Here is a 22,023-nt window from a genome sequence, read left to right as displayed (position 1 = left end):
TGGCAGTTTTTTTCGAAAGAATGGTGAGACAAATGAAAAATCCTAAACCGCAAGAATGGCAATCGACGCAATTGACAAAACACCATATTGCCGATTACAAGCCTTTTAATTTTGTAGACGGGGAAGGCGTACGTTGTAGCCTATATGTAAGCGGCTGTTTATTTGCTTGTGAAGGCTGTTATAACAAAGTCTCTCAATCCTTTCAATATGGAACTCCTTACACAAAAGAATTAGAAAATCGTATTATCGAGGACTTAGCAAAACCTTACGTTCAAGGGTTAACGCTACTTGGTGGAGAACCTTTTTTAAATACTGGTGTTACAATTCAACTAGCCAAACGAATTCGAGCAGAATTTGGTTCAACAAAAGACATTTGGTCGTGGACTGGCTATACATGGGACGAACTAATGATGGAAACTGCGGACAAATTAGAATTGCTAAGTTTGATAGATATTGTGGTAGATGGACGTTTTGAATTAAGCAAAAAAGACCTAAGCCTCCAGTTTAGAGGAAGTTCCAATCAGCGAATCATCGATGTACCTAGTTCTCTTACTAAAGGCCAAGTGGTGTTATGGGAAAAAGGAATTGATTTATAAAACAACAAATAAAAACAGCTAATCTTAAGATTAGCTGTTTTTATTTGTTTATGTTTCACAAAAAAACTTTATCCTTATCTTCATTAAAGTAAGTTAAAAAAGGAAATAAAATTTTAAAAGTAGTGCCTTCGTTCACTTTAGATTCAACGATAATTTGGTGGCCAAGTTTTTCCCCAAGGTTTTTCGCTAAATACAAGCCTAGCCCTGTTGAATGGTGGTTTTTATCATTTCGCCCATTATGACCAGTAAAACCCTTATCAAAAATACGTCGCTGATCTTCTAAGGGAATCCCAATCCCTGTATCTGTTAAATCAAGCCACACGCCTAAATGGTTTTTACGAATAGCAAAAGTAATTTTCCCACCAGGTAAAGTATACTTTAACGCATTTGAAAGCAATTGCTCCAAAATAAAGCTCAGCCATTTTTCATCCGTTAGAATTTTTTGATCCTCACCAGTAAAATCAAAAGTGAGCTGTTTTTGGATAAAGTAAGGAGCATTGTTTTTAATAATGCCATTAACAATAGTCCTTAGGGAATATTCTTGAATCAAATAGTCTCGTGAAAATGAATCTAAGCGTGAATAATATAAAACTTGTTCCACATAGTGGTTCATTTTTTTCAGTTCATCTTCTAATTGATAGAATTTTTTTTCAGGAAGTTGATCTTCTAGCGATTCAATAATCAATTTTGTTCCAGCTAAAGGGACTTTGATTTCATGAACCCAGCTGTCAATAAAATCTTTTTGCTCTTGTTGATTTTGAGCAAGCGTTCCTAATTGCTTTTGATGTAAAATCAAAAGATCATTGATATAACTTTGGATAAAACGCTGTTCTTCGTTTAAAGCAGCATCAAGTGGAGTTAAGAGGCCATCTTCTCCTGCATCTTGGCGTTCTTCGATTTCTTGGTACCATTTTGAATGGTAAATGTAGAGCCCAAGCAATAAAAATAGAAAGAAAACCGTTAAGAGCAACGTAACATAAACAACATTGCCAAGATCAAAGGTTTGGTTGGGATCAAGAAATAGAATAAGATTCAAAATAATCAAACACACAATCCAAAAGCCAATCAAAATCCACTGATCTTTAATAAATTTTAAACCATTCATAGATAAGCTCCTTTAGGGAATAATATAACCTTGACCAACTTTTGTTTCAATATAGCCAACAGCACCAGCTTGTTCGATTTTTTTCCTTAAACGATTAATATTTACCGTCAGGGTATTGTCATCGACATAACGTTCATCATCCCAAAGGCCACGTAAGAGTTTTTCACGACTAATAATTTTCCCATGATTTTTCATTAATAGATGAAGCAATTTGTATTCATTTTTACTTAAGTCGATATGCTGTTCGCCAACAGTTGCAGATCCATCTTTTAAATTTAAAATCACATTATTGTGTTGAATAGCATCAATGGCCTGATCTGCATAGTTATAAGTTCTTCGCAAAATTGCATTGATTTTTGCAGTTAACACTTCAATAGAAAAAGGTTTGTTGACAAAATCATCCCCTCCCATATTCATCGCCATGACCATATCCATATTTGTATTGCGACTTGAAATAAATAAAATAGGTGCTTTTGAAATCTCTCTAATTTTTTGACACCAATAAAAACCGTCGTAGACAGGTAAGTTGATATCAAGCAATACTAAATGAGGTTTTTCAGCAATAAAGTTATTTAGTGTCTCAGTAAAATCAGTCGTCGTAAATGTCTCGAAATTCCATTTTTGTAACGTGTCGGAAATCGTGTCACGAATTGTTTCGTCATCTTCAACAATCATAATTTTAAACATTAGGCAATTCCTCTTTTCTATAATTGGATTCCATCATTACTTATGTTAAACAAATTCCCCAATTCATGCAACTATCTTTACCGAAACTTCGTAAAATATTAAGAAGCTAAAAATCACGTGACAAAACTGTTCGTATATATAGAAGGAAAATCTCTTTAAATTCTAAAGTTTAATTGCTACACTGATAGATGAATAGAAGAAAAGAGGGTGGTTTAGATGAGACCAATTTTAGAAGTGAATCAATTAAAAAAAACATATGGAAAAAAAGGAACATTATATACAGCACTTGAAAATATAAGCTTCGAAATTGAAAAAGGAGAGTTTGTTGGAATTATGGGTCCAAGTGGTGCAGGCAAAACGACTCTTTTAAATATTTTGTCAACGATAGATAAGCCAACCAATGGACAAGTAAAGATTGGAGGCAAAGAGATTACGTCAATGAAAGATAACGAGCTAAGTCATTTTAGAAGGCATGAATTAGGCTTTATTTTTCAGGATTTCAACTTATTGAATTCATTAAATGCAGGGGAAAATATTCTTTTGCCACTTGCTTTAGATCGCAAAAAAATTGATTTTATGGAAGAGCGACTGGCTCGAGTGGCCAATATTTTAGGGATTTCAGATATTCTGGAAAAATACCCTTCCGAAATTTCGATTGGACAAAAGCAACGAATTTCAGCAGGTAGGGCGATGATTACGAACCCTCAGTTAATCTTTGCCGACGAACCAACAGGAGCGCTAGACTCAAAATCTGCTACTGAATTGCTGCAATATTTGGCTGAAATTAACTTGAAAGAGGATGCGACAATTTTAATGGTCACCCACGATGCCTTTTCAGCGAGTTATTGCAACCGAATTTTATTTATCAAAGATGGCGTTTTATTTGCAGAAATTATTCGCAATGGAACAAGAAAAGAATTTTTTCAAAAAATTATAGACATGCAAGCAACCATTGGTGGAGGAGTGAGTCATGACTTATATTAAACTGGCAATGAAAAATGTCAAAACACAGTTTAGAGATTATTATGTGTACATGCTGTCTATGTCCTTTTCAATTATGGTTTATTTTACCTTTATTTCTCTATCATTTAGTGACGATGTGGTTAAAATTACCAAGGAAAGTGTGAAAATCTCAGCAACTTTACAAGCTACCAGTATTTTGATTCTTGCTTTTGTTGTGCTATTTATGTTTTATGCAAATGCTTTTTTTATTCGAAAAAGAAAAAAAGAGATAGGCTTATACAATATTTTAGGCATGAAAAAAAGTGAGCTAGGCATTCTTTTTTTCTTAGAAAATTTAATTTTAGGTATGATTGCTTTGTTTATTGGAATTTTACTAGGGCAGTTGCTTTCAAAACTCTTTGCAATGATTCTTTTAAGTGCGATGCGCATTCAAGGTGTAGCACATTTTAGGTTATCGCTCCATGCAGTCAATCAAACAGTGCTTGTTTTTTTATTCATTTTTCTATTTCTATCCGTACAAAATGCTTCCCTTGTTTACCGCTATAAATTAGTTGATTTATTTAAAGCTACTGGTTCAGGCAATCGTTTGCCAAAAAATTCTGTTTCCTCAAGTTTTTTAGGATTATTAGGAATTCTTTTAATGGGTGCAGGATATTACATTGCCTTAAACATTGGGGATTTTATCGGTTTAGCTGAGAATTCGAGTGTTCAATGGTTATTAGCTTTATTATTAATTATTTTGTTTTTTGAAATTTTAGGAACCTATCTTTTTTTTAATAGCTTTTTGGCCTTTTTGATTCGATTACGCAAAAAAAATCGTGGAACTTACTATAAAGGAATGAATTTAATTACAACAAGTGAGCTTCTTTTCCGTTTTAAAAAGAATGCGATTAGTTTATCAACCATTGCGATTTTAAGTGCAGTAACTTTAAGCGCCGTTGGTGGAGCGGGTGCAGTCTATACATTTTCTATCAGACAAATTGCAGCAACGGCTAGTTTTGATTTTAATTATGAAAGTAGCGATACTAAAATCAACCAAACCTTCAAAGAAACATTAAAGAAATACCCTGAATTTCCAATTAAAGATTCTGTTACTTCAACTTATAAGGTAATAGAAGGAACTTATATTCATTTTATAAATCATAAAAAAGTGACAGAATATTTTAATTTAATGAAAGAATCTGATTATAATCAAACTGTAAAAAAATCAAACTATGGAAAACCAATCGAATTAAAGAACAATCAAAGTGTTGTTTATTTAATAAGAGATTATTTTCCAGCACTGTTTAACGATCCAATAGGAACCGAGATTGCCATTAAGCAACTCGGAAAATCACTAGAAGTTCAAGAAATTAGAGGGAACATTCCTTACAATCAATTTGCAACAAGTGGTGATATTTTAGTAATCAAAGATGACGTTTTCAAACAAGTAATAGAACCGATTACTACTTATCAAAAAACAGGTATCAACATTGAGAACTATAAAGAGAGTGGCAAATTAGCAACTGAAATGGATAAAAAATTAAATGATGAAAAAATGGTCTTTTTACCAGTAAAAGATAATAATATTTATCAACAACCAAGGACTTTATATAGTTCCAAATATTGGGTAGAACAGGACTTAAACGCTTCAATGGGCTTTATGATGTATATTTCCGTGTTTTTAGGCCTTGTTTTTATGATTGCTACAGGAAGCATCATTATGTTAAAGCAATTAGCAGAGGCGGAAGAAGAAATAGAAAACTACCTGATTTTGAAAAAAATTGGTGTTACGTATCAAGAAATTAAACAATCGATTTACAAACAAACAGCATTTGTATTTTTATTACCAATTGTAATTGCGAGTATTCACACCTATTTTGCAATTAAAATGATGTCAATTATCTTAAATAACAACTGGATATATACACTGCTAATTTGTGGGAGTTTTATCTTTATTTACTTTATTTTTTATCTATTCACTGCCAGAGCTTACAATCGAATTGTTAATAGACGAATGACCGCTAAACTATAAAGATAGAAAAGGAGGGTAGAAATTTCAATTCTATCCTCTTTTTTTATGTAAAAAAGAATAAAAAGACATAATATTTTTGTTATTAAATAAATCAAATGAAAAGTAGTTAGTTTCAGTGTTAAAGCTTTAAAAAAGGAAGAAAGGCTCTAGTTTGATTCAGTTATAATTGTCACTTCAAATTCTCATTTTTTTAAATGTTAGGTTAAATTAATTTAGTTAAAAAAATAAAATAAAGTGAAAAACGCTATTAATTAAGTCATTTATAAGCTTTAAGCTTGAAGTGAACGCATACATTGAATCGAAAAATTCAGATAATTTAAATTTAAATGTTGATAATATTAAATTAAGATGATAATATAGTGACAAGAAGTTAATTTGTTATTTAAAGTATTACAAATCGGAGGAATGAATATGAAAAAAAGAAATGTAGTAGGTCTATTAGGAATTGCTTTAACATCAACATTAGTTTTAGCAGCCTGTGGCGGTGGAAGTAGTTCAGATAGTGGAAGCAAATCTTCCTCTGATAAAGGGTCATCAAAAGTGGCTGATAAACAAACTTTGAATTTAATTGAAAGTGCTGAAATTCCTACAATGGATACAGTAATGAATACAGATGCGGTTGGTTCTGTTGTAATGAACAACGTTTTTGAAGGACTGTATCGCCAAGATCTTAAAAATAATAATGAGTTAGCAATGGCTGCAGAAGAGCCTAAAGTGAGTGAAGACGGCCTAACTTATACCTTTAAAATTAGAGAAGATGCAAACTGGTCAAACGGTGATCCTGTAACTTCAGGTGACTTCGTTTATGCGTGGCAACGTCTTGTTGATCCTGCAACAGCAGCACCATATAGCTACATGATGGATGGCGTAATTGCAAATGCAACAGAGATTATTGCAGGTGAAAAACCAGCAACTGATTTAGGCGTTAAGGCAATTGACGATAAAACATTAGAAGTAAAACTAGCTTCAGAAGTACCATACTTCAAAGGCTTGTTAGGATTATCAATGTATTACCCACAAAACGAGAAGTTTGCTAAAGAAAAAGGCGAATCTTATGCTAAAAATAGTGACAATCTTGTTTATAATGGTCCATTTACATTAACAAAATGGGATGGAACTGGTTTAAACTGGGTATACAAAAAGAATGACACTTATTGGGACAAAAAAGCTGTTAAGCTAGATTCAATCAATGTCGACGTTGTAAAAGAAACGTCAACTGCATTGAATTTATATGACAATGATTCTATTGATAGAATGCTTCTGTCTGGCGATTACGCACAACAAAGACAAGATGATGCAGATTTAAAGAAACTTCCAACTTCATCTGTGTTCTGGTTTAAATTCAACCAAAAACGTTCGGATAAAGAAACACCTTTAGCAAATGAAAACATCCGTAAAGCGATTGCAATGTCTTATGACAAGAAAGCATATGCGGATACTGTTTTACAAAATGGTTCAGTTCCAGCTAACGGAATGGTTCCAGAAGGACTTGCAAAAGATCCTAAGAATGACAAAGATTTCCGTAAAGAAAATGGCAACTTGCTAGAATACAATAAAAAACAAGCAAAAGAGTATTGGGCAAAAGGTTTGAAAGAACTTGGCGTAGACAAATTAGAGCTTGAAATTCTTTCAGATGATACTGAAAATGCGAAAAAATCCTCAGAGTTTATGCAAGGTCAAATGGAAGCCAACCTTCCTAACCTAAAAATCAAATTAAAAAATGTTCCATTTAAGGTTCGTCTTGACTTAAATGACAAACAAGACTATGACATCCAAGTAGCAGGTTGGGGTGCAGATTTCGCCGATCCAATCAACTTCCTTGAGTTATTCCAAACAGAAAACGGAAATAACAAATCAGGTTTCTCAAATGCAGAATACGATGCATTACTTGAAAAAATCCAAACAACAAGTCTTTCTGACCCAGAAAAACGTTGGGATGAAATGTTAAAAGCTGAAAAAATCTTGATGGATACTGCAGGTATTGCACCAATTTATCAACGTTACAATTCAGTATTACAAAAACCATATGTTAAAGATATCGGAGTTCACTTAGTTGGAGCTGATTACACTTACAAATGGGCATACGTTGAAAGTCATTAAGAAATCTAAGAAGCAAGTGAGAATTCAATCTCACTTGCTTTTTTTTGATTTTCAAACATTACATTCTTCATTAATTAAGGTTTGATTAACAGGGATGAGAGCTTAATTAGAAACAAGCATGTAACAATTGCTAGCCTTATAATAAGATGATAAAATCGGTTTTGTTAGCTTATAAAAATTTAATCTTAACTTAATAAGGTTGAAATTGGAGGTCTAGAAATGAAAAAAGGTAAAGTAATGGGGATTTTAGGAGTTGCTCTAGCTTCAACTGTCATTTTGGCAGCATGTGGTGGAGGAAGTTCTGATAAAAGTGATAACGCATCAAACGATAGCGGCAAGATGGCAAAAAAACAAGAATTAAATTTAATTGAAACAGCAGAAATTCCAACAATGGATTCTGTAATGAACACAGATGCGGTAGGTTCAACCGTTATGAACAATGTGTTTGAAGGACTTTATCGTAAAGATTTGAAAAATAACATTGTTTTAGGAATGGCAAAAGAAGAACCACAAATTAGCGAAGATGGTTTAACCTATACCTTTAAAATCAGAGACGATGCAAATTGGTCAAATGGCGATCCTGTAACAGCAAATGATTTTGTGTTTGCATGGAGACGTGTGGTAGATCCTAATACAGCAGCACAATTTTCTTACATGATGTCAGGAATTGTTGAAAATGCTACTGAAATTACAAAAGGTGAAAAACCAGCAACAGATTTAGGTGTCAAAGCGCTTGATGATAAAACCTTTGAAGTAAAATTAGCAGCAGAAGTTCCTTACTTTAAAGATTTATTATGTTTAACCATGTTTATGCCACAAAATGAGAAATATGTGACTGAGCAAGGCGATTCATTTGCTAAAAACAGTGAAAAATTAGTTTATAATGGGCCTTTCCAATTAACCGAATGGGACGGAACTGGTTTAAGCTGGGTTTACAAAAAGAACGACACTTATTGGGATAAAAAAGAAGTGAAACTAGATACGATCAAAGTAGACGTCGTAAAAGAAATGTCAACTGCGTTGAATTTATATGATTCAGATGATATCGATATGATGAAATTAACAGGGGAGTATGTTCAAACTAAAGAAGGCGATCCTGATTTGAAAAACATTCCAACTTCATCTGTGTTCTACTTTAAATACAATCAAAAACGTAATGGTAGTGATACTCCATTAGCCAATGAAAATATCCGTAAAGCTATTTCAATGGCATTTGATAAACAATCTTATTCAGATACTATCTTAAAAAATGGTTCAATTCCAGCTGATGGTTTTGTTCCAGAAGGTTTAGCAAAAGATCCTAAAAACGGTAAAGACTTCCGTAAAGAAAATGGCAACATATTGAAATACAATAAAAAAGAAGCAGCCGCTGCATGGAAAAAAGGCTTGAAAGAACTTGGAGTTGATAAGGTTGAGTTAGAATTACTTTCTGACGATACTGAAAATGCAAAACGTTCATTAGAGTTTATGCAAGGTCAATTAGAAGAAAACTTACCAGGCTTAACAGTGAAATTGAAAAATGTTCCATTTAAAGTTCGTATCGATTTAAATAATAAAATGGACTATGATATTCAAGTAGCTGGTTGGAGTGCTGATTTCTCTGATCCTGTTAGCTTCTTAGATTTATTTACAACAGATAACAGCAATAACCGTTCAAATTTCTCAAATGCGAAGTACGACGAATTGTTGGAAAATGTTAAAACAACGAGCCTTTCTGACCCAGAAAAACGTTGGGATGAAATGCGCGAAGCTGAAAAAGAACTGTTGAAAACAGCCGGAATTGGGCCTATTTATCAACGTTACAATGCAGTTTTAGAAAAACCATTTGTTAAAGATGTGGGAATGCAATTAGTAGGTCCTGAATATTCATACAAATGGGCTTATGTAACAAGCCATTAATTGTGAGGAAAAACTTGTACTCGTTAACGGGTACAAGTTTTTTTTAGCTATAAAATTCATGTTGTTATAAAAAGGAATGGTTTTAGTTTTTTCATAAAAAGTGATATAATAAAGCTTAGAATTGAAAGGAGGTCTTTTAAAATGGAAGAAAAGGAATTGCAATTATTAAAAGATTTAACAGATGCAAAAGGGGTTCCAGGAAATGAAGGAGCCGTTCGTAATGTTTTCGTTAATTATGCTGAAAAATATGCTGATAAAATTAACTTTGACGGTTTAGGTAGTGTGATTGCTAAAAAAGTCGGAGATGCATCTGGCCCGAAAATACTATTTGCAGGTCACCTAGATGAAGTTGGTTTTATGGTTACAGGAATAACTGAAGAAGGCTTCCTTAAGTTTCAAACCTTAGGTGGTTGGTGGTCACAAGTAATGTTAGCGCAACAAGTTGAAATTACAACTGGCAAAAATAAAACAATACATGGCGTAATTGGTTGTAAACCACCCCATGTGCTAACTGCTGAAGTACGCAATAAAGCTTATGAGATTGCCGATATGTTTATTGATATCGGTGCAACAAGTAAAGAAGAAGTTCTGAACTGGGGAGTTAAACCAGGAGACATGGTCACACCTTACATCGAATTTAAACGTTTGAATGACTCTAAGTTTTTATTAGCAAAAGCTTGGGATAATCGAATTGGTTTAGCAGTGACACTAAGAATTTTAGAAAACTTAAAAGCATCATCACATCCAAATATTGCTTTTGGAGCAGGAAATGTTCAAGAAGAAGTTGGTTTGCGTGGTGCGAAAACAGCTACTCATATGGTTGATCCAGATATTGCTTTTGCATTAGATACTGGAACAGCAGGAGACACTCCTGGAATGACACCTAAAGAAGCGGATTCTAAATTAGGTAAAGGGCCACAAATCATTATTTACGATGCGTCAATGGTCGCTCATAAAGGTTTACGTGATTTTGTCGTAGGTGTAGCTGAAGAATTAGAAATTCCTTTCCAATATACAGTGATTGCTGGTGGGGGAACAGATGCAGGAAGTCAACATGTGAGTAAAAATGGGATTCCAGCCTTAGCGATTACAGTGGCAACACGCTATTTACATTCTCATACTTCAGTTATTCATGAAGACGATTATTTAAATACAGTGAAACTAATGACAGAAGTCATTAAACGCTTGGACAGTGAAACAGTTAAGAAAATTAAATTTGGTTCTTAAAAAGAAAGGATGATGAAAATGACAAGTGCTGATTTTCGAAAAGCAGCAAGAACAACGCTTAAAGGTCAATGGGGTACCTTTGCTCTTTTAACATTGTTATCAGGTTTAATCAATTATTTTATTACAGCCATTTTAGGAGCTCTTTTCCATGACAATTCAACCATTATTTGGTTATCTGGAATATTCCTAACCTTTGCATTTTCTTATGGGTTATATATTGCAGCCCTAAGAACAGTTCGAGGAGAAAAAGCAGAAGTATCCATGTTATTCAATGTTTTTAGCGAAGGTCGTTATGTACCGATGCTATTGATTAATATCGTTTCTAAAGTAGTTAGTTTTATTATTAGTTTTATTATCTTTATTCCAGCAATTAGCGTTGTAGGGATTGGTGCAGTGATTGCCTTGGTATTTACTAGTGGAACAGGCGTTTCAATGTCACAAGATGCTGTAGCTACAGGTGGTATTGGAGCTTTACTTGGATTAACTACTATTTTGACGCTGATTGCTTTAGGTTTCTCACTAATTATTGGAGCGTATTTCCAAATAGCAGTCCAAGCTCGTTACGATTTTCCGCAATTAGGTTTTGGTGATTTATTCAAATATGTAAATCAGTTGCTTAAAGGTAAAATTTGGTCGTTGTTTGTTTTACAATTATCATTTATCGGATGGTATTTGATTAGTATGGTAGGATTATTTATTCCATTACTTTGGGTATTCCCATATAATCAAGTAGCAATTACAGAATTTTATGTTGTAGCAAAAAGTGAGTTAAACAAGTAGATAAAAAGAAGCCTTAAGCATTATTTTTGCTTAAGGCTTTTTATAAATAATTGCGTGTCGATTTTAAACTAAATTATCTAATGTAAAATACATCTGCATAGGTTATTTCAGAAGATTGACTTTGATGATCGGCTACATAAGGAAGCAACGGTTGAAAATCAATCGATTTTTCAAACTTATGAAAATCATCAGTAGATTGCCAAAAAGTCATAATCAAATACGCCATTTTACGCTCTGATTTTAATAAATACAAACAATCTAATTCTGGGTGGTTAGTTAAAGTGGCTTTTAATTTATCAAATTGCAACAAAAAGCTTTTTTCATCTTCTGGTAATAACCCAATATGCTGTAGGACAGCCATTCCAATTGGGGGCTTTTCTTGATATTGATAGCGATTAATATAACCAAAAGGTGCATTAAAGATAGAATTGCCATTACTTTCATCCATTAGTAAATAAGTACCTGAAGAATCTGCACGTTGCATTAGTGTCATCGTACGTTCAGGATGGTCGTGTAGATACGTTCTTAGATAGGGATGTGTACCGGTTGTGGTATAAACATACATACTCATAATTTACCTCCATAATAGTCAGTTGTGATTACATCTCTAAGTATACACTGCTTTGTGAAAGAAGTGTATTGAAATCTGCTAGAAATGCAAGAGAAATAATATTAATAAAAATTATAAAAATAAGCACTTTAATTATATGTAAAAAAGTACTTAAAGATGGTTTCCTTTTTCACTGAAAACAAGTAAAATAAAGGTACTTTGGAAGCATAATGGAGGTTGGGCGAAAATGGAGAGAGCTAAAAAAAGAATTGCAATTATCGGTGGGGGAATCACAGGGTTAACAGCAGCATACCGAATTGAACAAGAAATTCAAAAATACAACTTACCATTTGAACTGATTTTATTAGAAGGTTCAACAAGAATCGGCGGAAAAATACATACTATTAAAGTAAAAGACCGTTACATCGATACGGGAGCAGAATCCATTGATGTTCGGTACCCTGATGCACTGAATTTAATTAAAGAGTTGGGGATTGAAAATCGGTTGATTTTTAGTCAAGGAAATAAGCCAGATGTCTATTTTTACAATCAGTTACATTGCTTAGACTACCCAACTTATAAAGGCATTCCAATTAGAAGACAAGATATTTGGAAAAACCATATTTTAACGTTTCATGGAAAGGTTGCAAGTTACAAGGACTTTTTTCAACCCAAAATAACATTAGAACAAGATGTTTCAGTTAGTACATTTTTAAGAAAAAGATTAGGAGAAGAGCAAGTTGAACATGTTGTAGAACCCTTTTTTTCTAAAATTTATGCAGGTGATTTAGATGAAATGGGAATTATTAGTTCAAATGAATCCATCTATAAAATTCACCAAAAATACCGTAGTTTATCAAAAGGACTGGCTAAGCATCCTGAACTTTTAGATGGTGATGGCAATTATGCAACATTTGACAATGGATTGTCAGTGTTAACAGAAAATCTTGAAGAACGATTAAAATGTCACATTCAATTTAGTAAAAAAGTATTTGAAATTAAAAAAAGTGTTGGTGGAACATATATTTTAGACATTAATAGAAAAGAACAGATGCGGGTTGGGGCGATTATTGTAGCAACTCCTGCAACTGAATACCGCCACCTTTTTAAAAATACGGAGCTAACAGAATTTTTCAATGAGATTGTGACAGCATCAATTGGATTTATTTTATTGAGTTTTCCAAAGGCAGCTATTAAAAATCAACCCTCTGGTTTTGGTTTTGTTACCCCACGCAGAGATGCCTCTCACATAACGTCAGCGGTCTTATTGGATAAAAAATGGCCAGTGCTAAATACAACAGAAGAAACGCTTGTGGGTGTTAATTTTGGACGACGCGGGGAAGACTCACTGGTTTCACTAAGCAATCAAGAAGTCGAAAAATATATTTTAGAAGATTTACAGAAAATACTTGGAATTGAGACCCCACCAAATTATCATGTGGTTTCTAGATGGCCGAATGCGATTCCTCAATACACGACACAACATGATGAAAGGAAAGCCAAAGTCATCCAATTATTGGAAAAGGATTTTCCTGGTATCTACATTGGGGGTAATGGTTTTGGTGGCTTTGGTATTAATCAATGTGTTGAGCAAGCGAATGGGATAAGTGAGAGCGTGATTGCATTTATGAAAAAACAAAATTGTATTTAATTTGGAATTTTTAATTTAAATATGAAAAGAAAGATCGTTCTTTTTAATAAAAAAAGTCATTTTCATTTATCTTTTAAGAGGTGTGGTGTATGGTAATTATGAAGAGTTTGAAAGGAGATAATAAATATGAAAGTAACAGTTTTAGGATTTTGGGGCGGCTATCCCTTCAAAAACGAAGGAACAAGTGCTTATCTAGTTGAGTCTGAGGGGTATCATTTATTAGTAGATGCTGGAAGTGCCTCTTTGATTGCCTTGGAACAGCATATTGATCCTTTGGAATTAGATGCGGTGATTTTATCTCATTATCATCATGACCATATTGCAGATATCGGTGTATTGCAATTTTTAAGACAACTGAAACGTAAAAATCATGGAGAAGATCGAGCACCTATTTTACCGATTTATGCACATACTGAAAATGCTCAAGGATTTAGTGCCTTAACTTTAGAGCGAGTTTCAGAAGGCATTGCCTATGAAGAACATCATAAAACGTATGTTGGGCCATTTGAGATTACCTTTATGAGAACTCTGCACCCGGTTCCTTGTTTTGCAATGCGAATTGAAGAAGTGAAGACTGGAAAAGTTTTGGTTTATACAGCAGATTCAGGTTATTTAGCAGATTTTATTCCTTTTTCTAAGGGAGCAGATGTATTATTGGCGGATACGAATTTCTTTGAAGGAATGGAAAATCACCGAGTGCATATGACTTCAGTCGAAGTGGCTCGTATTGCTAAAGAAGCAAAAGTCTCTAAACTAGTCTTGACACATTTGCCTCAAACGGGAGATTTAGAATTGTTAAAAGCAGAAGCAATCAACCACGCAGGGAATACAGAAGTTTTATTGGCAAAAAAAGATTTAATAATAGAATTATAAGAAAAAGGAGCAATTTATTTATGTATTTTGTAGACAACAATGAGGTTACAGATCCGCGAATTAATTTAGCAATTGAAACATTTTTATTAAAAGAAATGAAGTTAGATGAACCTATTTTACTTTTTTACATTAATGAGCCATCGATTATTATTGGGCGTAATCAAAATACAATTGAAGAAATCAACACACAGTATGTTGAAGAAAATAACATTCATGTTGTGCGTCGTTTATCAGGTGGTGGAGCTGTTTATCACGATTTTGGCAATCTATCCTTTAGTTTTATTATGCCGGATGATGGCAATTCTTTCCGAGACTTTGGGAAATTTACAAAGCCAGTGATTGCTTCCTTGCATCAAATGGGTGTTGAGGGGGCTGAATTAAAAGGTCGTAATGATTTAGTGATTGATGACAAGAAATTTTCAGGAAATGCGATGTATGCGACAAGTGGTAGAATGTTTGCGCATGGAACAATTATGTTTGACAGTGATATTGAAGCTGTTGTAGGTGCTTTAAAAGTACGAAAAGATAAAATTGAATCAAAGGGAATCAAATCAATCAGAAGTCGTGTTACGAATATCAAACCTTTTTTAAGTGATGAATATCAATACATTTCAACAAAAGAATTTAGAAATCAGTTGTTGTTGAGTATTTTTGACGTAACAGAGCGTAGCCAAGTAAAAGAATATCATCTAACGGAAGCGGACTGGAATCGAATCCATGAAATTTCAAACGACTATTATGGGAACTGGGATTGGAATTATGGGAAATCGCCTAAATTTGAATTAAATCGTCGCCAACGTTTTCCAATTGGGTCAGTTGAGTTTAAGATGAATGTTGAAAATGGATTTTTAAAAGAAGTAAGAATCTTTGGTGATTTTTTTGGTCTAGGTGAAATCTCGGATGTCGAAAAAATGCTAGAAAATGTAAAATATGAACGAAGCGCAATCAATGATGTGTTAGATAAAGTAGATATTAAACGTTACTTTGGGAATATTGAAAAAGAAGATTTATTAAATTTAATCTATTAAAAAAGAGAAGCTTTAGCTTCTCTTTTTTTTAACGTTTTTTTCTTCCTAAGCCAACACTATTTATCATCTTAGTAAGAGTCTTATTTGCAACTTTATTAGCTTCAATAGCACCAGTGTCTAAAATTTGGTCCAACTCATCTGAATGAAGCAGTTCACGATAACGAACTTGGATAGGCTCCATAACATTAATCACAGCATCCGCTAATTCATCTTTAAATGTACCGTAGCCAACACCTTGATAACGAGCAACAAGCTCGTCAATCGATTCCCCAGAAAAAGAAGAATAGATTGTTAATAAATTCGAAATACCTGGTTTATTTGCAACATCAAACTCAATCACGCCACTTGAATCCGTTACTGCACTTTTTAATTTTTTTCGAATAGCTGCCGGTTCATCTAACATTGAGATAAATCCCTTTTGATTATCATCTGATTTACTCATTTTGTTAGTGGGTTCTTGCAAACTCATGATTCGTCCACCAGCTTTTGGAATCAAAGCGTCAGGTAGTGTTAAAATAGGTGCACCATTGCTGTAACGATTATTAAAACGTTCTACAAAGTCGCGAGTTAGTTCTAAGTGTTGTTTCTGGTCTTCTCCAACAGGAACTAAATTTGATTGATATAAAACAATATCAGCTACCATTAAAGGTGGGTAAGTAAGGAGACCTGCACTAACACCTACACGATTATTTTTAGCCGATTTATCTTTAAACTGAGTCATTCGTTCTAACTCACCGACGGTTGTATTGCATTGGACAATCCATGCTGCCTGTGTATGAGCAGGTACTTCAGATTGAATAAAGATAGTTGATTTAGTTGGATCAAGTCCAATTGCTAAATATAATGCTGCTAATCCTTTTGTTTGTTCACGTAATTTTAAACGGTCTTGTGGAACGGTAATCGCGTGTTCATCAACGATACAATAGTAACAGTTATAGTTATCCTGTAACTGAATAAATTGTTTCATCGCTCCAATATAGTTTCCGATAGTAGGAACACCACTTGGTTGAATACCAGAAAAAATTGTTTCCATAAATAAAAACTCCTTTGAATAAAAATATGCTTGTAATAAGTTCACAAATTAAATTTTGTTGCTCATATAAGCGTTACTCTGATTATACGCTATATTTCATAAATAGTAACCTAAAAGTGCGAATAAGCTGATGACTAATAAGGCAGCTCCTGAGATTAAAAAGGTCTTAAAACCAGTTCCTACTGATTTAGAAAGAGGTGTTACTTCTAATTTTTCTTCTTTTCTTTTGACAATATGAAGACTTTTTTTCATGCTATAATTAAAAAAATCGAAAACGCCAGAAGAAAGAGTCAACCAAAGTAAAGCAAAAATCAATAAAATACCAGCAATAAAAAAGAGACTGTTTGACGTTTCTAAGAGACTGAGTGATTGCCTAGTAACAAGTTGCCAAACAATACTTGCAATCAATGACAAAATGATTAAAATTAAGGATTTATTTTTCATATTCATGTTTTTTATTTCCTCCTAATAGGAAAATCTACTTTATTTAATTTACCCTAAAATTTCTTTTAAAACAATATAATGACTTCAAAAAAAATATATATTAGTAAAAACACATGAAAATAAAGCTTTTTGTCACTGTTTTTTAATAAAGTGAAAAAAAAAAAGGAAAAATAGCAAAAAACTTTTGCAATATTCCCTTTGACAAGCTATTCTATATAGTATATTCTTTTTTTAAGAATACGATTAAAATTATGAGTTGGAGGTGCTTGAATCGATGAAAAACTACGCAAAATTTTTAGGAACTAGAATATTCTACATGTTTTTGACATTATTCCTAATCGCATCGATTACATTCTTTTTGATGAAGCTTTTACCAGGTACACCATACAGTAACCAGGAGAAACTATCAGAAGAACAAATTTATATTATGAATGAAAAGTATGGCTTGAATAAACCAATGGCAGAACAATATTGGATTTATATTACCGGATTATTAAGAGGAAATTTGGGCGTATCATTCCAATTTAATAATACACCAGTAACAACGTTACTATCTTCTCGTGTGGGACCGTCCTTACAGTTAGGGTTCCAGGCGATTATCCTCGGGACACTACTCGGAATTATTCTAGGAGTAATCGGGGCAATGAACCAAAATACATGGATTGATACATCCGCTACCTTTATGGCGATTTTAGGTCGATCGATTCCAAACTTCGTGTTTGCAGTATTGCTACAATTAGTGTTTGGGGTATACTTAAAGTGGTTCCCAATTGCGATGTGGAAAGATGGCTTTGCTTCATCAGTCCTTCCAACTATAGCCTTAGCAATTTCTCCATTAGCTGATTCAGCTCGTTTTATTAGAACTGAAATGGTTGATGTTTTAAGTAGTGATTATATTGAATTAGCACGTGCAAAAGGGTTGAGTCGTTGGACAGTAGCCTTCAAACACGGTGTTCGTAATGCATTGATCCCATTAGTTACACTATTAGGACCATTAGCAGTTGGACTAATGACTGGTTCATTAGTTGTTGAAAATATTTTCTCAATCCCTGGTATTGGGGAACAATTCGTAAAATCAATTATGACAAATGATTACCCAACGATTATGGGGGTAACAATTCTATTTTCTGCAATGTTAGTAGGAGTAATCTTACTCGTAGATATTTTATATGGAATTATTGATCCACGTATTCGTGTAACTGCAGGAGGGGATAATTAATGACTAGTCAACAAAATGAATTAAAACAAGAATTGAACAACCTAACCCCTGACAGCTTTCAACCAGCATTAGATTCTGGTTTAGCAGATAAAGAAAAGATTGCAGCTCCATCACTGAATTTCTTTCAAGATTCATGGAGACGATTGAAAAAAAATAAAGCAGCGGTTGTCTGTTTGTTTATCTTATTATTTATTATCGCAGCATGTGCGTCTGCAAAACTGATTTCACCACATGATCCAAATAAACAAACAGTTGCTTATTCAAACTTGCCACCAAGAATTCCAGGGATTAACATCAATGGATTAAATGGAACGGCAAAAGTTGGCGATAAACGTGTGGATAAATATGCACAAAGAAATGTTCCTAAAGATGTTAATTACTTCTTTGGTACAGATGGCTTAGGTCGTGATTTGTTCTCACGTATTTTAGCAGGGACAAGCGTTTCTTTATTGATTGCCTTTATTGCAGCCTTGTTTGATTTAACTATTGGGGTAACTTATGGACTGATTTCGGGTATGAAGGGCGGACGTGTCGATAATGTGATGCAACGTTTCTTAGAGATCCTTTCTGGAATCCCTAATTTAGTAGTAGTTATTTTAATGTTATTGATTTTAGAACCAGGAATTATGTCAATTGTTTTAGCATTGGCAATCACAGGGTGGATTTCAATGGCTCGTGTTGTACGTGCTCAAACATTAAAATTAAAGAACCAAGAATACATTTTAGCTGCCCGTACTTTAGGAGAATCTTCTTTTAAGATAGCTATAAAACACTTAATTCCAAACTTATCTGGGGTAATCATTATTCAAACAATGTTTACCATTCCAGCGGCTATTTTCTTTGAAGCATTCTTAAGCTTTATCGGAATAGGAATTCCAGCACCACAAGCATCATTAGGTACACTTTTAAGTGATGGATATAAGACATTCCGTTTCTTACCACATTTAATGTGGTATCCAGCAGCCGTTATCTGTATCTTAATGATTTCATTTAACTTATTAGCTGATGGTTTACGTGATGCATTTGATCCAAAAATGAAAGATTAGCGGGGTAGATACGGATGAGTAATATATTAGAAGTAAAAGATTTGAATATCACATTCGACACCTTTGCTGGTACAGTACAAGCAATTCGTGGTGTCAGTTTCGATCTTAAAAAAGGCGAAACATTAGCAATCGTTGGTGAATCTGGTTCTGGTAAATCAGTAACGAGTAGAAGTATCATGCGTTTGCTTGCTAAAAATGCGAACATTGAAAAAGGCGAGATTTTATTTAATGGTAAAGACCTTGTGAAAACTTCTGAAAAAGAAATGCAAGGAATTCGTGGGAAAGAAATTGCAATGATTTTCCAAGATCCAATGACGTCTTTAAATCCAACGATGTCAATTGGCAAACAAATAGCTGAACCTATTATTAAGCATCAAAAATTAAGCAAAAAAGAAGCGTTAGAGCGTGCTTTAGAATTATTAAAATTAGTAGGATTACCTGAACCAGAAAAAAGAATGAAACAGTATCCACATCAATTTTCAGGTGGGCAACGTCAAAGAATCGTGATTGCGATTGCTTTAGCATGTAATCCAGAAGTACTGATTGCTGATGAACCAACAACAGCTCTTGATGTTACAATTCAAGCGCAAATTTTAGATTTAATGAAGCAATTGCAACAAAAAATTGCGACATCGATTATTTTTATAACCCATGATTTAGGTGTAGTTGCTAACGTTGCAGATCGTGTAGCGGTTATGTATGCAGGTAAAATTGTTGAAGTAGGAACAGTTGATGAGATTTTCTACAATCCGCAACATCCTTATACATGGGGATTAATCAGCTCGATGCCGACTCTTGAAACAGAAGGTGGCGGAAATCTGTATGCTATTCCAGGTACACCGCCTGATTTATTAGATCCGCCGACAGGGGACGCATTTGCACCTCGTAATGAATTTGCAATGAAAATCGATACAGAATTGGAACCACCTTTCTTTAAAGTATCGGATACTCATTATGCAGCAACTTGGTTGTTACATCCAGATGCACCGGCGGTAACGCCTCCTGCTGAAATAAGAGCACGTCAAGAAATCTACAAAAATGAGCAACACGTAACATCAGCTGAGATGAAAGTAACAACGGAAGCAACATTTGAACCAATTGATGATGCTGATGCTGGCAAGGGGGTTGACCTAAATGACTAATCAAGAAAAGATTTTACAGGTAAAAGGTTTAAAACAATATTTTAATGAAGGTCAACAAAATGAAGTTCAAGCTGTTAACGACATTTCTTTTGATGTTTTTAAAGGTGAAACATTTGGTTTAGTAGGAGAATCTGGTTGTGGAAAATCAACAACAGGACGTGCGATTATTCGCTTATATGAGCCTACTGCTGGTGAAATTATTTTCCAAGATACTGAAGTTCATGATATCAAAGGCAAAAAAGATATGCTTCAATTTAGACGAGAAATGCAAATGATTTATCAAGATCCATATGCTTCTTTGAATCCTAAAATGAAAGTTCGTGACATTATCGCTGAAGGAATTGATATTCATGGTTTAGCAGCATCAACAGCTGATCGTAATAATCAAGTAGATGAGCTGTTAAAAACTGTTGGATTGAATCCAGATCATTCCACTCGTTATCCTCATGAGTTCTCAGGCGGACAGAGACAACGTATAGGAATTGCTCGCGCATTAGCTGTTCAACCAGAATTTATCATTTGTGATGAACCCATTTCTGCGCTAGATGTTTCGATTCAAGCGCAAGTTGTGAATTTATTAATGAAGTTACAAAAAGAAAAAGGGTTAACGTATTTATTTATTGCCCATGATCTTTCAATGGTAAAATATATTAGCGATCGTATTGGTGTCATGTATTATGGGAAATTAGTGGAATTAGCTCCTGCTGAGCAAGTATACAATGCACCTTTGCATCCTTATACTGAAAGCTTACTATCAGCTGTACCTCTTCCTGACCCAAATTATGAACGTAATCGTATTCGTATTCCATACACTCCAAAAGCACCAACAGGAGCAGAAGAAAAATTACGCGAAATTACACCAGGTCATTTTGTATACTGTACAGAAGCAGACATCCCTGCTTTACAAGCAAAAGCTGCAAGCTATAAAAGTTAATAAAAAGAGTCAAAAATTGATTGCTAATTTTTGACTCTTTTTTTAAGGAAATTTTATAGTTAATATTAATTATTTAATTGTAATTATTATAAACGTTCAATTATAATTCAAATCGTTGTTATATCAAGGATGAAAATGATCGAAATGTGAACGAAAAAGATATAGGATAAGAAAATTAACAAAAAATGTCAAAAAAGTGACGAAAATATGTCGAAAAAGGTAGATATTTAAAATTAAATGATTTATAATAGTTCTTGTAGACAGTTACTTAATCAATAGAAAATTTCTTCTCGGAAATAACCGAGTGAAAAGGAGAGAATAAATTATGGTCACATTATATACATCACCTAGTTGTACTTCATGTAGAAAAGCGCGTGCTTGGTTAGAGGAACATCACATTGCATATACTGAGAGAAATATATTCTCTGAACCTTTAAACATTCCAGAAATCAAAGCCATTTTAAGAATGACTGAAGATGGAACTGAAGAAATTATTTCAACTCGTTCAAAAGTATTTCAAGAACTTGATGTTGATTTAGATGATATGCCTTTACAACAACTTTTCGATCTTGTACAGAAAAATCCAGGCTTATTACGTCGTCCAATTATGCTAGACGAAAAAAGATTGCAAGTTGGATATAATGAAGATGAAATTCGTCGTTTCTTGCCTAGAGAAGTTCGTGCTTTGGAATTACAACAAGCACAATTATTGGTTAGTTACTAAACTTAAAA

The 22,023-nt window shown here is 33.7% G+C and carries 20 protein-coding genes; 15 read left to right on the top strand and 5 right to left on the bottom strand.

What is annotated here, in order from left to right; genetic code table 11:
• Window positions 1-32: 32 nt before the first annotated feature.
• Complete coding sequence (gene nrdG, locus AC07SW_RS10670) at window positions 33-596, top strand: anaerobic ribonucleoside-triphosphate reductase activating protein (RefSeq protein WP_494632851.1); 564 nt, start codon at window positions 33-35, stop codon at window positions 594-596.
• Between the two features lie 55 nt (window positions 597-651).
• On the opposite strand, the gene AC07SW_RS10665 is transcribed toward nrdG, so the two are convergent.
• A complete protein-coding gene (locus AC07SW_RS10665) occupies window positions 652-1,701 on the bottom strand; it encodes a sensor histidine kinase (RefSeq protein ID WP_135023266.1) in 1,050 nt (349 codons plus the stop codon).
• Between the two features lie 12 nt (window positions 1,702-1,713).
• The gene (locus tag AC07SW_RS10660) at window positions 1,714-2,388 is read right to left on the bottom strand and encodes a response regulator transcription factor (RefSeq protein ID WP_034570435.1); all 675 of its coding nucleotides are present in this window, start codon (window positions 2,386-2,388) and stop codon (window positions 1,714-1,716) included.
• Window positions 2,389-2,604: 216 nt separating this feature from the next.
• On the opposite strand from AC07SW_RS10660, the gene AC07SW_RS10655 reads away from it, so the two are divergent.
• The 6 genes from AC07SW_RS10655 (at window position 2,605) to AC07SW_RS10630 (ending at window position 11,371) form a co-directional block, all read left to right on the top strand.
• A complete protein-coding gene (locus AC07SW_RS10655) occupies window positions 2,605-3,372 on the top strand; it encodes an ABC transporter ATP-binding protein (RefSeq protein WP_034570432.1) in 768 nt (255 codons plus the stop codon).
• Complete coding sequence (locus tag AC07SW_RS10650) at window positions 3,359-5,365, top strand: FtsX-like permease family protein (RefSeq protein WP_311907242.1); 2,007 nt, start codon at window positions 3,359-3,361, stop codon at window positions 5,363-5,365. Before AC07SW_RS10655 ends, AC07SW_RS10650 begins: the two co-directional genes overlap by 14 nt.
• Window positions 5,366-5,776: 411 nt before the next feature.
• Window positions 5,777-7,465: a peptide ABC transporter substrate-binding protein gene (locus AC07SW_RS10645; protein ID WP_119907868.1), complete on the top strand. Its 1,689-nt coding sequence runs from the start codon at window positions 5,777-5,779 to the stop codon at window positions 7,463-7,465.
• 219 nt (window positions 7,466-7,684) lie between these two features.
• Entirely contained in the window at window positions 7,685-9,364 is a 1,680-nt protein-coding gene (locus tag AC07SW_RS10640) for a peptide ABC transporter substrate-binding protein (RefSeq protein WP_034570424.1), read from the top strand.
• Between the two features lie 141 nt (window positions 9,365-9,505).
• Entirely contained in the window at window positions 9,506-10,591 is a 1,086-nt protein-coding gene (locus tag AC07SW_RS10635; RefSeq protein ID WP_119907870.1) for a M42 family metallopeptidase, read from the top strand.
• An 18-nt stretch (window positions 10,592-10,609) separates the two neighbouring features.
• Window positions 10,610-11,371, top strand: a complete 762-nt coding sequence (locus tag AC07SW_RS10630; protein WP_034570419.1) for a DUF975 family protein — start codon at window positions 10,610-10,612, stop codon at window positions 11,369-11,371.
• Window positions 11,372-11,444: 73 nt separating this feature from the next.
• Here AC07SW_RS10630 and AC07SW_RS10625 read toward each other — a convergent pair whose 3' ends face one another.
• Window positions 11,445-11,942: a hypothetical protein gene (locus AC07SW_RS10625; RefSeq protein ID WP_034570416.1), complete on the bottom strand. Its 498-nt coding sequence runs from the start codon at window positions 11,940-11,942 to the stop codon at window positions 11,445-11,447.
• 226 nt (window positions 11,943-12,168) lie between these two features.
• Here AC07SW_RS10625 and hemG point away from each other — a divergent pair, with 226 nt between their 5' ends.
• The 3 genes from hemG (at window position 12,169) to lplA (ending at window position 15,473) form a co-directional block, all read left to right on the top strand.
• Window positions 12,169-13,572: a protoporphyrinogen oxidase gene (gene hemG / locus AC07SW_RS10620; RefSeq protein WP_494632849.1), complete on the top strand. Its 1,404-nt coding sequence runs from the start codon at window positions 12,169-12,171 to the stop codon at window positions 13,570-13,572.
• Window positions 13,573-13,698: 126 nt separating this feature from the next.
• Window positions 13,699-14,445: an MBL fold metallo-hydrolase gene (locus tag AC07SW_RS10615; RefSeq protein WP_119907873.1), complete on the top strand. Its 747-nt coding sequence runs from the start codon at window positions 13,699-13,701 to the stop codon at window positions 14,443-14,445.
• Between the two features lie 20 nt (window positions 14,446-14,465).
• A complete protein-coding gene (gene lplA / locus AC07SW_RS10610) occupies window positions 14,466-15,473 on the top strand; it encodes a lipoate--protein ligase (protein ID WP_119907874.1) in 1,008 nt (335 codons plus the stop codon).
• Window positions 15,474-15,501: 28 nt separating this feature from the next.
• On the opposite strand, the gene trpS is transcribed toward lplA, so the two are convergent.
• Complete coding sequence (gene trpS / locus AC07SW_RS10605) at window positions 15,502-16,506, bottom strand: tryptophan--tRNA ligase (protein ID WP_034570407.1); 1,005 nt, start codon at window positions 16,504-16,506, stop codon at window positions 15,502-15,504.
• 96 nt (window positions 16,507-16,602) lie between these two features.
• A complete protein-coding gene (locus tag AC07SW_RS10600; protein WP_236707190.1) occupies window positions 16,603-16,956 on the bottom strand; it encodes a DUF3899 domain-containing protein in 354 nt (117 codons plus the stop codon).
• Window positions 16,957-17,224: 268 nt separating this feature from the next.
• On the opposite strand from AC07SW_RS10600, the gene opp3b reads away from it, so the two are divergent.
• The 5 genes from opp3b (at window position 17,225) to spxA (ending at window position 22,015) form a co-directional block, all read left to right on the top strand.
• Window positions 17,225-18,169, top strand: a complete 945-nt coding sequence (gene opp3b, locus AC07SW_RS10595; RefSeq protein WP_034570404.1) for an oligopeptide ABC transporter permease — start codon at window positions 17,225-17,227, stop codon at window positions 18,167-18,169.
• The gene (opp3C, locus tag AC07SW_RS10590; RefSeq protein WP_034570402.1) at window positions 18,169-19,215 is read left to right on the top strand and encodes an oligopeptide ABC transporter permease; all 1,047 of its coding nucleotides are present in this window, start codon (window positions 18,169-18,171) and stop codon (window positions 19,213-19,215) included. Before opp3b ends, opp3C begins: the two co-directional genes overlap by 1 nt.
• 14 nt (window positions 19,216-19,229) lie before the next feature.
• Window positions 19,230-20,357: an ABC transporter ATP-binding protein gene (locus tag AC07SW_RS10585; RefSeq protein WP_119907875.1), complete on the top strand. Its 1,128-nt coding sequence runs from the start codon at window positions 19,230-19,232 to the stop codon at window positions 20,355-20,357.
• Window positions 20,350-21,291, top strand: coding sequence for an ABC transporter ATP-binding protein (locus AC07SW_RS10580; protein ID WP_034570396.1), 942 nt, complete (start codon window positions 20,350-20,352; stop codon window positions 21,289-21,291). The genes AC07SW_RS10585 and AC07SW_RS10580 overlap by 8 nt, the downstream gene beginning before the upstream one ends.
• A gap of 325 nt (window positions 21,292-21,616) precedes the next feature.
• Complete coding sequence (gene spxA / locus AC07SW_RS10575; protein WP_034570394.1) at window positions 21,617-22,015, top strand: transcriptional regulator SpxA; 399 nt, start codon at window positions 21,617-21,619, stop codon at window positions 22,013-22,015.
• Window positions 22,016-22,023 lie beyond the last annotated feature (8 nt).

This window comes from Carnobacterium sp. GW821-FHT04C06 (assembly GCF_059420345.1).
This window is presented reverse-complemented; position numbering and strand designations above follow the sequence as displayed.

Bases quoted from the DNA above. Each gene is read 5' to 3' on its own strand.
- AC07SW_RS10655 (WP_034570432.1), top strand. From the start codon at position 2,605: ATGAGACCAATTTTAGAAGTGAATCAATTAAAAAAAACATATGGAAAA.
- AC07SW_RS10640 (WP_034570424.1), top strand. From the start codon at position 7,685: ATGAAAAAAGGTAAAGTAATGGGGATTTTAGGAGTTGCTCTAGCTTCA.
- nrdG (WP_494632851.1), top strand. From the start codon at position 33: ATGAAAAATCCTAAACCGCAAGAATGGCAATCGACGCAATTGACAAAA.
- AC07SW_RS10665 (WP_135023266.1), bottom strand. From the start codon at position 1,701: ATGAATGGTTTAAAATTTATTAAAGATCAGTGGATTTTGATTGGCTTT.
- AC07SW_RS10625 (WP_034570416.1), bottom strand. From the start codon at position 11,942: ATGAGTATGTATGTTTATACCACAACCGGTACACATCCCTATCTAAGA.
- AC07SW_RS10630 (WP_034570419.1), top strand. From the start codon at position 10,610: ATGACAAGTGCTGATTTTCGAAAAGCAGCAAGAACAACGCTTAAAGGT.
- hemG (WP_494632849.1), top strand. From the start codon at position 12,169: ATGGAGAGAGCTAAAAAAAGAATTGCAATTATCGGTGGGGGAATCACA.
- opp3b (WP_034570404.1), top strand. From the start codon at position 17,225: ATGAAAAACTACGCAAAATTTTTAGGAACTAGAATATTCTACATGTTT.
- AC07SW_RS10585 (WP_119907875.1), top strand. From the start codon at position 19,230: ATGAGTAATATATTAGAAGTAAAAGATTTGAATATCACATTCGACACC.
- AC07SW_RS10645 (WP_119907868.1), top strand. From the start codon at position 5,777: ATGAAAAAAAGAAATGTAGTAGGTCTATTAGGAATTGCTTTAACATCA.
- lplA (WP_119907874.1), top strand. From the start codon at position 14,466: ATGTATTTTGTAGACAACAATGAGGTTACAGATCCGCGAATTAATTTA.
- AC07SW_RS10600 (WP_236707190.1), bottom strand. From the start codon at position 16,956: ATGAATATGAAAAATAAATCCTTAATTTTAATCATTTTGTCATTGATT.
- AC07SW_RS10615 (WP_119907873.1), top strand. From the start codon at position 13,699: ATGAAAGTAACAGTTTTAGGATTTTGGGGCGGCTATCCCTTCAAAAAC.
- AC07SW_RS10650 (WP_311907242.1), top strand. From the start codon at position 3,359: ATGACTTATATTAAACTGGCAATGAAAAATGTCAAAACACAGTTTAGA.
- opp3C (WP_034570402.1), top strand. From the start codon at position 18,169: ATGACTAGTCAACAAAATGAATTAAAACAAGAATTGAACAACCTAACC.
- trpS (WP_034570407.1), bottom strand. From the start codon at position 16,506: ATGGAAACAATTTTTTCTGGTATTCAACCAAGTGGTGTTCCTACTATC.
- AC07SW_RS10635 (WP_119907870.1), top strand. From the start codon at position 9,506: ATGGAAGAAAAGGAATTGCAATTATTAAAAGATTTAACAGATGCAAAA.
- AC07SW_RS10580 (WP_034570396.1), top strand. From the start codon at position 20,350: ATGACTAATCAAGAAAAGATTTTACAGGTAAAAGGTTTAAAACAATAT.
- spxA (WP_034570394.1), top strand. From the start codon at position 21,617: ATGGTCACATTATATACATCACCTAGTTGTACTTCATGTAGAAAAGCG.
- AC07SW_RS10660 (WP_034570435.1), bottom strand. From the start codon at position 2,388: ATGTTTAAAATTATGATTGTTGAAGATGACGAAACAATTCGTGACACG.